We start from the raw sequence: 11,682 nt of genomic DNA, 5'->3' as shown, positions 1-11,682 counted from the left end.
ATCAGACAACCTGATAGCCCGCCTCTTCGATGGCCGCCACGATTTGCGCGCGGCTGACCTGATGCTCATCATAGCGGACGCGCGCACTGCCGAGCGCAACCTCAACCACCGTGAGGCCGAGGGTTTCCAAAGCCCTTTTGACTGCCGCGACGCAGTGCATGCAGGACATGCCTGAAATGGTGAATCGTTCTTCTTCCATTTATCCTCCTCATGTGATAATCGGATCAATAAAAACGCCGCATCCTGTTAGAGCTATAACAAAATGCGGCGTGGAATATTTCTATAGTGTGTGGCCGGCGGCGCCTTTACCGTATCAGCAGGGGTGCGATCGAGGGCATCGCGGCTAGCACAGGCTCCCGGGTGCTAAGTTCGTGCAGCAGCAGGATATATTCCATCTGGCTGCGCAGCGGCACGGGTAGCAGGGGCCAGGCCGGCAGGAGGGCGGAGGCTGCGGTAGCCGAGGCGAGCGGTGTCCGCTGGACGGCGATGCCGCTTGCCTCCTGACTCAGGAGATCAAAGAGTTTCTTGAAGGCGTCCCAGGGCTCCTGCGCCGGCGGGAAGAGCCGCAACCGGACCTTCTGGTCCGGGGCGATACCGATGCGGCGTTTGGCCAGATTCAGCGCCGTCCGCAATCCGCCAAGGGTATCGACCAAGCCCCTGGCGAGGGCGGCCTCGCCGGTCCAGACCCGCCCGCGCGCCAGCAGGCGCGTCTCCTCGAAGGACTTGTCCCGGCTGTCGGCAACTCGCTGCACGAACCGCTGATAGATGTTGGCGGAGAGACGGCGGTACAGCTTTTTATCCTTGTCGCTGAAGGGGAGCAGGGGATTGAGGAAGAGCGCCCCGTCGGTGCTTTTAAGAGTATCTACGTGTGCGCCGATCTTGGCAAGTGCACCGCTGAAATTCGGGATGGTCGAGATGACACCGATCGAGCCGGTGATGCTCTGCGGGTGCGCGATGAGCGTGTCGCAGGCCATGGCGATGTAATAGCCGCCCGAGGCCGCAACATCGCTCATCGAAGCATAGAGGGGTTTGACTTTACGGGTTTGCTCCAGCTCCTCCCAGATCTCGTCAGCGGCCATGACCGAGCCGCCGGGGCTATCGATGCGCAGAATGATGGCCTTGATGTGCTTGTCCTCGCGCGCCTGACGGAGGTAGCGCACGAAATTTCGCGAGGCGACCATCGCTTGATCGAGCAGGGGATTGGATTCGGTCTCCCCGCTGACGATCAAACCCGAGGCATAGATCAGGGCGATTTGTTTGCCCTCCACGACCTGTTTCAGGCCCTTGTCGGCGCTGTGCGCATAATTGGCGATTGTGACCAGGGGACTCTTTTTGGCCGTCGAGTCGCCATCGACCTTGCGGCGGAGGAGCTGATCTCGCACGTACCCCTCGGAGCGGATGCCGTCGATGAAGCCCAGTTCCAGGAGCGAGTCGGCTGAATAGAGACCGCGGTTCAGAGCGGCCGCTGTGGTGCGGGGATCGAGATTACGGCTGGCTGCCACAGCCTTGAGAAAGGTCTCCTGCCGCTGCTGCAGCAAGGCATGCAGGGATTCGCGCGCCGGGGCGCTGAAACCGGTGCGACTGTAGGCTTCCCCCGCGGATTTGTACTCCTCGAATTGTTCGACATAGAACTGGATGCCGATGCGATCAAGCGTCTCCTTCCAGAAGATATCCTCGATGGCAAATCCGTTGAGCTCGAGCAGACCTTCGGTCGGCATGAAGATCGAGTCGGCCGCCGAGGCAAAATAGTAATCCAGTTCCCCGCCCAGGTCGAGATAGGCCTTGAAGGGTTTGCCTGAGGTTTTAAAATCGAGCAGGGCGTCGCGGATTTCCGTAGCTTTGGCCATGCCGCAGGAGAGGTCGCCGGAGCGGTAATAGAGTCCGCGGATGCGGTCGTCGCTTTTAGCGCGCTGAATGCCGTTGAGGAGATCGAGCATGGTCGCGCTCTGCGCCTCGCCGCCGAAGAGGGAGAGGGGTGCTGTCTGAAGGTTTTCAGCCAGATCGCCGCGGATGCGCAGCTCGATCACCGAGCCGGTTTTGATCTCCACCGGCTTCTCCGAAAAGGGGCCCTTGACCAGCGCGAAGAGTCCGGCGATAAAAAAGATCACGCCGAAGAGAAAAAGCAAGGCAAAGATCGCAAGGATGAGCCACCACCGGCTCTTGCGCCGCGGCGCTGCCGCTGAAGCTGGAGGCTGGGGATAAAGGGGCATTTGCTCCATCATCTGCTCCTGGTTGAAAGAAGAAACGAAACCACCGTAGTGCTAAAACGCGGGCGGGCGGACCACACCGGCCGCATCGACTTGTTCAACAGCTACGCCCTGCCAGGAGGCGATCTGGCGGATGATCGCCGCACGGACCTGCCGGGTCAACTGCGGCACATCCTCCTTGCTCATGCCGGACGTTTCCACCGGGGGCAGGACTTGAATCTTGATATCATGCAGGTCGCCGAAGATCCAGGAATGCTTGGGAAGGCAGTCGCTGGCGCCCTCGATGGCCATGGGCAGGACCGGAACCTGCGCCTTGACCGCCAGAAAAAAGGCGCCCTCATTGAAATCGTAGACGCGCCGATCCTCCGAGCGGGTGCCCTCGGGGAAGAAGAAGACGGAGCACTTGCGATCCAGGTACGTGCGCGCCGCCTTGAGGGCTTGGATGCCGCTGCGGGTGCTCGCGCGGTCGAGCGGGATGTCGCCGGCCAGGCGCATCATCCAGCCAAGAACGGGGATGCGGAAGAGAGGTTCCTTGGCCACCCATTTGTACTCCATCGGTATCAAGGCCAGCATCGGGATGTCGAGAATGGATTGATGATTGGCGACCACCACATAGGGCCGGCGCGGATTCTGAATCTCCACTCCCTCCACACGCGCCCGCCAGGAGGGGCCCAGGACCGCAATGGGGTGGGCCAACCAGCGGAAGAACCGGCCGGTGCGATAACGGGCTGGATCCCGGTCGAAGAGCCAGACGAGCGCCGTGAGGGGCAGCCATAGAAGGATCAACAGCACAAAAAGCAACCATACTACGGCAGAAAGCAGGGCATTGAGGATCTTCGGTCTGCTCGCCATCGTCCATTTGCCTCCGGATCAGGGTTTGATTGCTTCAATATACAACACTTCGGGCTATGAAAAAAGATAAAAGTGCGGTGAATATCAGGTTGCCGGGCCGGCGTGCGATTTTAGTAAATAGTTATTGACTTTTATTCCATGGGATGATATTTTGTTTTATTGAGCAGAATGTGGTTCATCGCGGATAAACCAGGAGTGCGGTCATGACCAAGCAGCATATCGTCTTTGGGTCGGGTTTGATTTTATCTCTTCTTTTCGTCTGTGGGCTGGCCGGTACTGCTGCTGTCGCCCAGGATCTCAAATGCTTCATCCTAACACCCCCGGAGCAGGTTATGGAGGGAGTACGCCAGATGGCCGTCGCCGATTTTTCGGTCACCTCGCGCTACGAATCGGAGAAAAAGCCCGCTGGCAGGAAAAGCCTCGACAAAATTCTCAACACCATCGAAAATGTCGCCGCCAGCGGGGACAAGGGCCCGAAACCCTTCGAGGATGCCGGCAAAAAGCTTGCGGACCTGCTCATCACCCAAATGGTCGAAACGGACCGGGGTGTCAAGGATGTCGGTTCGGGCTTTCTCGGCCTCAAGCGCAAGGAGGGCAAGAGCTTCCAAGATGGCGCCCGCACCAACGTCTTTGTCGTCGTCGAGCGGCAGCGTATGGAGCAAATTCTCGAGGAGATGAAGCTCGGCCAGAGCGGACTCATCGATGAAACCCAAGCTGCCCAGGTAGGCAAGCTCCTCGGCGTCGATGCCATCCTCACCGGCCAGGTCAATGCGGCGGTGAAGGATACCTGGGATTCCGAGACTCGTACCACCACCAAGGGCTCCGGCAAGAACAAGGTCGAAGAGAAAAAAGAGGTCTGGTGCAACAAGCGGGTCGCCACCGTCTCGGCGACCATCCGCATTGTCCGCGTAGAGACCGGCCAGTTGATCGGTACCAAAGAGGCCACCAACAAGCAGGAGGTCAAGAGTTGTGATGATGACAACAGCAGCAAAGGACTGCCTCCGGCCGACCAGACCATCGACCTCTGCCTGCAAAATGTCGCCAAGGAACTGATCAACTATTATACGCCGCGCTTTGAACAGAACAAGTTCGAATTCGCCCGTATCGAGGGGAAAGAGTTCAAGCGGCAGGCGGACGCTGCCCGGGAGTTCATCGATCAGTACGATTTGCAGAACGCCTTTGTGAATTACAGCGCCATTCTGGAGCAGGATCCCTATAATCATGCCGCGATCTTTAATCTCGGGCTGCTGCACGAAGTGGTGGGCAATTACAAGGAGGCCATGCAGAATTACCGCACGGCGGCGACCCTGGTCAGCAAGGAAGACAAGTACCGTAAAGCGCTGCAGCGGGTGGAGAAGCAGGAGAAGTACTGGGAACTGCTCCAATCGATGGGTGTGGATTTGAAAGAGCACGATTTCACGGTGACGGCCGAGCAGACAACCGCCGCTCTTGTGCCGCGGATCCAGATCAACGGTTCCGGCGCGGATCGCACCGCCCTTTATGAAAAGCCCGACACCGCCAGCAAGGTTCTGGTACGCGTTCCCGGCGGCATCGAACTGGAGGTGACGGCCTCACAGGGGGATTGGTATCAGGTCAAACTGCTCGACGGCCGCTTGGCCTGGGTTCCGCAGGACGATGTCAGGGTCCTGAAATAGCCGGACGCGGCCTTGGCGCCGCTTCTATTCCATATTTTTCAGGATGCCCCGGTCTGTCAGCTCCGTGGAGGTCGCGATATCCTCCGGCACCATGGAGCTGTCACTGAGGCCGCACTTGAGATCGATGCCGCAGGCGTTATAGACATGCGCCACATAGGCGGAGCAGAAAAACTTTTTCTCCTTGCGCAAAGCATCCCGCCGCTCCGGTTCCCAGTTGAATAGCAGCTTGATCCCCACCCAGATCGCATGCCACAGGTCATACTTCTTGCCTAACTCCTCCTGACCCTTCATGATCATCTGGCGGCGCTGTTCCTCGGTCAGAGGCCGCACCGCGGTGAACCAGTGGACCCGGGCCTTGTGCTTCTTGATGCCAACGGAGAGCGGGGTGACCCCCACACCGCTTCCTACCGCCTCCATGACCATGAGCCGCTCGAACCACCAGACCGCAATCCCGGCATGGGTGTAGCGGGAATGGGTCACCTTCTTGATAATCCGTGAATAAAAGGTGTCACTTTCATAGAGCAAAATATCGCCATCGCGGATGTCAGCGCGGGTGCTGGCATAGTCCAGAAAAACAGCGGGGTTGGCAGGCGTTCGCATTTTCCCCTCCCTCACTCCCCCTCGGAGCCCAACCACCCCTTGCGGCGGAACCAGGAATAAACCGCTACGACTACAAGGAGCATGGCCAGCAGGATGAAGGGGTAACCCAATGGATGATGCAATTCGGGCATAAATTCAAAATTCATGCCGTAGATGCCGACGATAAAGGTCAGAGGCAGAAAAAAAACTGAAAAAAGGGTAAGGACGCGCATGACTTCATTGGTCCGCTGCGAGGCGAGAGAAATGTGCATGTTGAGCAGGGTATTGGTGTTCTCCAGGAGCGCGTCGGCCAGGAAGAAGAGGCGATCTGCGGTCTCGATGAGGTCCTGAATCAACGGCCGGTGCTGATGCGTCTCGATGGTGAGGGCTCTGAGCACATCCTTGGTTAAAAAGATCATTTTTTTAAAGACCGTCGCCTTGCGCTTGAGCAGGTAGAGCTCCTTCAGCAGGCGCGGTTCAGCCCGGCTGGTGAAAACCTTTTCCTCGTAACCATCCAATCGCACCGCGGCGGTCTCGAGGGGCTTTTCATAGCTGATCAGAACGCGTTTGATCAGGTCGTGCAGCAGCGGCACCGAGGGCTCGGTGGTAGCTTGCGTGCCCGGCGCGGTCCAAAGGCGCCGCAGCTCTTCGAGAAAGGGCTGATCGAGCCGGTGAATGGTGATGAAAAAATGGCTGTTCCAGAAGATGGCAATTTTGCGGGTCAGCGCTTGGATCGAATCGGCGTCCTCCGGACACGCCTCATCGAACGCCCGGACGATGAGAAAATGGGTGTTGTCGAACCGTTCAAACTTGGGCAGATGCTCGGGCTGAAGGCAGTCCTGCACCGAAGTGGGATGCAAGGTGTAATCCTGAGCGACCTGATCAAGCTCTGCGGGTGTGGGCTGGATACAGTCCAGCCAGCGGAAGCCATCCTGGCCTCTCTCGAATACGGTGTTTGTCATGGTATTAACAGGATATTTGTTCAACCTCTCTTTTTACTAATGTACATAATCCGCGGCGTGAAAAAAAGTATTTTGTCCCTGTAACGATGAAAAATATCTTGCGACAAGGGGCAAATTGTCGTACTTTACGGAAAGCCGAATCGGATTTAGAGTTATATAAAATATATAATTACAAAAAGATATGGAAATGCCATGAATGCAAGAAAGACCGTATCCCTTCTCGCCATTCCGCTGCTGCTGGCCGCTAGCCTCCAGGGCGCTGACCGGATCCGGGAGGGGGCCGTCCGTCTGGCAGACGAGCCGGGACGGCTCTGCGGCACACCCGTGATCGCAGGGAAAGAGGCGCGCCTGCTTGAGAATACCCGGCTGCTGCAACCGCAGCTGCCGGCCACGCTGGCTAAACCCGGCGGCACGGCCCATGAGGTAGGCGATACCCTGAGCTTTTACACCATTGATTTTGCCACCTCTTCTTATTCCTCGATCAAGGCGGTGTGCAAAAAGAAGACCAGCCACAGCTATATCTTTGTCGGCACGGAGGATTTGGACGAGGGTCGGGTCACCGTTGAGGATGTCGACGGCTTTTACACCGCCTTCGAGACGGCCACGCCACCTGCTTCGCTCGACCCAGCCCGCGGCATCTATGATCTCGTGACCTCTATCTTTGGCGCGCCACCGGATCGCTTCAACGAGAAGGCGGTCTATATCCTCATTCATGATATCAAGGATTCATACAATCCCGATCTGGGCAAGCGCGTCTATATCGCCGGCTACTTCAGCCCCACGGACCAGACCACCGGCTCCTACAGCAACCGCAAGAACCTGATCAATGTGGATTGCTATCCGCAGAATCCAGCCGGTGATGGGGCCCTGGCGACCGTCGCACACGAGTTTCAGCACCTCATCCACAACGGCCTCGATGCCGATGAAGATACCAATGGCCTCTGGGTTGATGAAGGAGCCTCCGAATACAGCGAAGTCCTTTGCGGGTATGCCTTGCGCAGCCCGGCCTATTATCTGCTGCATCCGCAGCGCTCCCTGACCGAATTTGATGCCAGCGACGAGAACCTGTGGGATTATCAGAAAGTCGCCCTCTGGACCTACTATCTCGCCGAGAAATTCGGCCCCGAGCTGATCGGGACGATTGTCCGCGATCCGAAGAACAGTATCGATGGGGTGCGCAGCGCCCTGGTCACGCGCGGTATCCCTCTGAGCTTTGAGGAGATCTTTACGAATTTTGCGGTCGCCAACTATGCCGACAACCCGGATCTCGGCGCGAACGGCTGGTATGCCTACAACAAGATCGTTCTCCCCAGCCTGCCGGCCTCAAAACCCCATGCCGTCTATCCCCTGGCCGATCAGTCGGCTTCTCTCCCCAAATGGTCCATGGGCTATTACCGTTTCACGGGCGAGGATTCGACCGCCGTGCTGCATCTCCAGGGCAAGCCGGGATTCCAGATGGCGGCGGAGATCTATGAAAGCGGTAGTCAGGATGCCCTGCACAGCGTGGCCCTCGATGCCGCCAATTCCGGCAGCTATAGCCTGCAAGCCATCGGACGCTCTGCGGATGCCCTGGTCCTGACCGCCGTGAGCCTGAAGGATAACAACAGCTTCATCTATTCCGTCAGCAGCGAGCTGACCGACAATACGCCGCCTCTCATTCTCAGCGGGCCGCGGGAAATGCTGCCGACCGGTCATTCCATGGCCATTGCGTGGCAGACCGACGAGCCCGCCGCCAGTTTGATTGAATACGGCACCACCAGCAGTTATGGACAACGCCTCAGGGATACCACCCTGGTGACCGACCATGTCGCCACCCTCACCGGGCTGGAACCCAACACCCTTTACCATTACCGGGTTGGCGCGACGGACGCCTATGGCAATGGCCCCCGGTATAGCGCGGATTTCCAGTTTCAGACTGCAGCGGCTTTCGACCAGAGCCTCGCCAGCGTTCAGCAGAGTCATGCTTATGCCTATTCGGGACGGAACCTGACCCGTACCCCGGATCACCGCCTTCACCTGCTCTATCATGAGGTGGCAGGTAGCCGGCGCTTCATTTACCACAAGGGCAGCGCCGATGACGGAACCACCTGGTCCGATGCGATCCAGGTGGATGCGACGCTCTTTCACGGTGGCATGCCCAGTGTGGCGGCAGACGCCCTGGGCGGTCTACATGCCGCCTGGCACGCCCGCCCCGTCTCGAGCAGTGACAAGCTGGGGATCTATTACAGCCATTCCGGCGATGGCGGCGCCACCTGGAGCGCACCTGTGCGCCTCAGCGATCCCGATGAAGATCGCGATATGCTCTACGCCGCGATCGCCGTCGATCCCGCCGGCAACCCGCATGTGGTCTGGAATTCGGCCCTCTACGACGACGATTACGCGGGTGATGTCTATCACGCCCATTCCAGTGATGGCGGCCTGACGTGGTCTCCAGTGCAACTGCTCAGCAGTTTGAGCGGTTCCCGCCGCTGCCACGTTCCCGTGATCGATTTTACTCCCACCGGTGAAGCCTGGGTGATCTGGTGCGACGGGGTTTTTGATGACGCAACCCGGAACGTCTGGTGCACACGCAGTATGAATGATGCCGCCTGGGATGCGCCCTCCCTGCTGACAACCTCGGGGGTGCTTTACGACCGCTACCCCGCGCTGGTCATCGATGAGGCGGGGGTCGTCCACCTGGCCTATACCGACAACTACAAGCCGGGCGATATTCGCATTCTCTATAAATACTATCAGGATGGCGTCTGGTCGACGGCCGAACCCGCCGCCAAGTCCGCCACCGGGAATGTCAGCAGCCCAAGCCTGACCTGCGATGGCGCCGGGACGGTGGCCCTACTCTACCGCGACGATCAGGGTGCTGCCGCGCTTGGCCGTTACGTCGCGGCACCCTGGCAAGCCGCCGATGCGCCGGTTCTCGCTAAAGCCTCTGCCGCGGACGGCGACATCTTTCTCAATATCCGCAACCAGGGGGAATGGATTGCCGGGGGCAACATCAGCAACGATGAGGTGGATGATCAATACCCTGAGACGCCCCGGCGATCTCCCGCCGGCAGCGTGGATGCCCTGTGGATGCGCGTCAATTCAGCCACGAGCAACGAGATCCATTTCCTGCATCTCGCCACCGTCGCCCGCACCTCTAGCAAGCCGCTGCACGTCAGCGCCGTCTACCCGGTCCCGGGCGCAGTGGGGATCTCCTATTTCAAGCAGGATTTTTATGTACAGGCCGATTTTGATCAACGGGTGATCAGCGACTCGATCACTGCGGCGACTTTTTCGGTCACCAGCGCCACCCGAGGCCCCCTCATTGGTCTCATCACCTACGATCCCAGCATACGCCGGCTGCGCTTCCAGGTCGATACCCTAGTACCTGCCGATGACTCCATCACGGTACGGCTCAAGGGAACCATCCCCCAGGAAGGTGGCGTCGGACTCGACGGCAACAACAACAGCATCGCTGAAGGGTCGCCGGTCGATGACTTTGTCTGGGGCTTCCGCACGGCTGCTCCCGACCAACAGCCTCCGGCCTTGACCATCGGCATTGCCCAGAACCCGGTGCTCACCCGTTATATGGATATCTACATTTTTTCCTCGGAAACCCTCGCCAAAACGCCTGCCGTCGAGATCGGCGGTGCCGCGGTTCCGGCGCAGCGGGTGCCCGGCAACATCCCCCTCTACAAGGCGGATTATCAGCTCGCGCAGAACGGGATCCTGCACATCAAGGTCAGCGGGGAGGATCTGGCGGGCAACAACGGCCTGGGTGAACGGGACTTTTCCGCACAGTTTATGCTGGCTGGAAGCGGAGGTGAGCTGGCTTCCCCCGATGGACGGTTGACCCTGGCCCTCGGTCCCGCCAGTGTGCCGCAGGACCTTTACATGACCATCGTCCCCGAGGAGGAGACGAACTCACTGACAAAGCCATCCTGGGCCATCGGTCCCGCCGATCTGGTGTTGAATCGACCGGTCCAGCTGCGACTCGCCCTTGCGGCCCCTGCCGCTGGCAATCCTTGCTTCGAGCAGCGGCAGCCGGACGGTTCATGGCGTGCAATCCCCACGGCGGCGGAGAACGGGATCCTCCGCGCTGCTCTTACCCGTCTGGGTTCTATCCGCCTGGCGGCTGCTGCACCGAGCCTGCCGCAACACTTCGCCTTGCGGCAGAATTATCCCAATCCCTTCCACATCAACCTCGAGAAGACGACCTTCCTCCTCGATCTACCCGAAGCACAGGAGGTGGAGATCAGCCTTTTCAATCTGCTGGGAGAACGCATCTGCACCCTGCACCGTGGCAGACTGGAGGCCGGCGAGCACGTCCTGGTCTGGGACGGCCTGGATGAGAGCCGCAGAGTCGTCGCCAGCGGCGTCTATTTCTACCGCTGCAGCACCCCGGCAAGAACCCTCACTCGTAAATTGCTGATTCTGCAGTGAAAGGGGAGAGGAAGATGACCAAGCGAGGTAAGGACAGGAAAAGAGGCATGATGACCACCACCCTGGCGGTGCGCCGACTGCGCCGCATCCTCAGGCCGGTGATCCGGACCGGACTGCTCGCAGCCCTGATCACAGTCGGCGGCTGCGGGAGTGACAGCGGTACCAACCCCCAAAACTACCCCAAGCCGGTGATCACGGACATTCCGGAAGTGAGCGAGATCCAGAGCTATCAGGTGACAATCAGCTGGACCACCGATATCCTGTCGACCAGTGCCGTCCTCTATGGCACCTCCAGCGGCAGCTATACCCTCAAAGACAGCATCAGCGCCTTCCAATCAACCAGCCATCGTATGGTCGTGGCCAGTCTGCGCTCCAATACGCTCTACTACTTTGTCGTGCAGTCCAAATCCCAGGGTGGGCTGGTCCGTTCCGCGGAAGATACGTTCCGCACCGCCATGGCAACGGCGGATCTGGCAGGGGCAGCCTGGACGAAATACCGGCTAGCGGATATCCCCGGGGCGATGGCCTTGTTCCGGAGTTTGCTGACCGTCCAGCCGCAAGCCTCGGAGGCCTATACCGGGCTGGGATGGTGCTGCGCCCATCCGGCCCTCGATTCCCTTACGACGGCCCTGAGCTGGTTCAGCGGCGCTATCGCCCTGAACGGCGCTGATGCCGATGCCCTTGCCGGGCGCGGCTTTGTGCGGCTGGCGCTCAATCTCTACAACCAGGCTGGCGCCGACCTGGCGAAAGTGCTGAGCCTCAATAGCGCCTATAGCATGGCCTACAACAGCAAGGTGAATGCCCGGGCGGTCCGTCTTGGACTGGCCGAGGCGCGTTTCTATCTCCAGGATTTCGCCGGAGCCCAGGCCCAGATCGACCTGCTGGCGCCCGGCAACGGCCTGGATGCCGGCCTCAAGGCAACCTGGCAGGTCGATGGCACCTCTTTCGCCACCTATCCCGAGGCCCTGCTGGCCTGGGTCGAAAAACTCAAAGCCCAGGGATAGA

The 11,682-nt window shown here is 59.4% G+C and carries 8 protein-coding genes; 3 read left to right on the top strand and 5 right to left on the bottom strand.

All coding sequences use genetic code 11. The annotated features are described in order from the left end of the window. Position 1 precedes the first annotated feature (1 nt). From PLH32_09730 to PLH32_09720, 3 genes are all read right to left on the bottom strand, one after another. Complete coding sequence (locus PLH32_09730; protein HQJ64876.1) at positions 2-199, bottom strand: cation transporter; 198 nt, start codon at positions 197-199, stop codon at positions 2-4. Between the two features lie 106 nt (positions 200-305). Continuing rightward, positions 306-2,219 carry a signal peptide peptidase SppA gene (gene sppA / locus PLH32_09725; GenBank protein HQJ64875.1) on the bottom strand — a complete coding sequence of 638 codons (1,914 nt, stop codon included), beginning with the start codon at positions 2,217-2,219 and terminating at the stop codon, positions 306-308. Between the two features lie 42 nt (positions 2,220-2,261). Next, positions 2,262-3,059 (bottom strand): lysophospholipid acyltransferase family protein, encoded by a 798-nt coding sequence (locus PLH32_09720; GenBank protein ID HQJ64874.1) that lies wholly within the window; start codon positions 3,057-3,059, stop codon positions 2,262-2,264. A gap of 203 nt (positions 3,060-3,262) precedes the next feature. On the opposite strand from PLH32_09720, the gene PLH32_09715 reads away from it, so the two are divergent. Continuing rightward, positions 3,263-4,714, top strand: a complete 1,452-nt coding sequence (locus PLH32_09715) for a CsgG/HfaB family protein (protein HQJ64873.1) — start codon at positions 3,263-3,265, stop codon at positions 4,712-4,714. A 24-nt stretch (positions 4,715-4,738) separates the two neighbouring features. On the opposite strand, the gene PLH32_09710 is transcribed toward PLH32_09715, so the two are convergent. Next, positions 4,739-5,314, bottom strand: a complete 576-nt coding sequence (locus tag PLH32_09710; protein ID HQJ64872.1) for a YiiX/YebB-like N1pC/P60 family cysteine hydrolase — start codon at positions 5,312-5,314, stop codon at positions 4,739-4,741. 11 nt (positions 5,315-5,325) lie between these two features. Beyond that, positions 5,326-6,255 (bottom strand): CorA family divalent cation transporter, encoded by a 930-nt coding sequence (locus PLH32_09705; GenBank protein HQJ64871.1) that lies wholly within the window; start codon positions 6,253-6,255, stop codon positions 5,326-5,328. A 192-nt stretch (positions 6,256-6,447) separates the two neighbouring features. Between PLH32_09705 and PLH32_09700 the strand changes: the two genes are divergently transcribed. Further along, positions 6,448-10,677, top strand: a complete 4,230-nt coding sequence (locus PLH32_09700; protein HQJ64870.1) for a fibronectin type III domain-containing protein — start codon at positions 6,448-6,450, stop codon at positions 10,675-10,677. Positions 10,678-10,691: 14 nt separating this feature from the next. Further along, entirely contained in the window at positions 10,692-11,681 is a 990-nt protein-coding gene (locus PLH32_09695) for a hypothetical protein (GenBank protein ID HQJ64869.1), read from the top strand. The last annotated feature ends 1 nt before the right edge of the window (position 11,682 follow it).

Source organism: bacterium (assembly GCA_035419245.1).
In the GTDB taxonomy this organism is placed as follows: Bacteria; Zhuqueibacterota; Zhuqueibacteria; order Residuimicrobiales; family Residuimicrobiaceae; genus JAKPUX01.
This window is presented reverse-complemented; position numbering and strand designations above follow the sequence as displayed.

Coding starts and splice junctions, on each gene's coding strand:
- PLH32_09720 (HQJ64874.1), bottom strand. CDS start 3,059: ATGGCGAGCAGACCGAAGATCCTCAATGCCCTGCTTTCTGCCGTAGTA.
- PLH32_09700 (HQJ64870.1), top strand. CDS start 6,448: ATGAATGCAAGAAAGACCGTATCCCTTCTCGCCATTCCGCTGCTGCTG.
- PLH32_09705 (HQJ64871.1), bottom strand. CDS start 6,255: ATGACAAACACCGTATTCGAGAGAGGCCAGGATGGCTTCCGCTGGCTG.
- PLH32_09710 (HQJ64872.1), bottom strand. CDS start 5,314: ATGCGAACGCCTGCCAACCCCGCTGTTTTTCTGGACTATGCCAGCACC.
- PLH32_09695 (HQJ64869.1), top strand. CDS start 10,692: ATGACCAAGCGAGGTAAGGACAGGAAAAGAGGCATGATGACCACCACC.
- PLH32_09730 (HQJ64876.1), bottom strand. CDS start 199: ATGGAAGAAGAACGATTCACCATTTCAGGCATGTCCTGCATGCACTGC.
- PLH32_09715 (HQJ64873.1), top strand. CDS start 3,263: ATGACCAAGCAGCATATCGTCTTTGGGTCGGGTTTGATTTTATCTCTT.
- sppA (HQJ64875.1), bottom strand. CDS start 2,219: ATGGAGCAAATGCCCCTTTATCCCCAGCCTCCAGCTTCAGCGGCAGCG.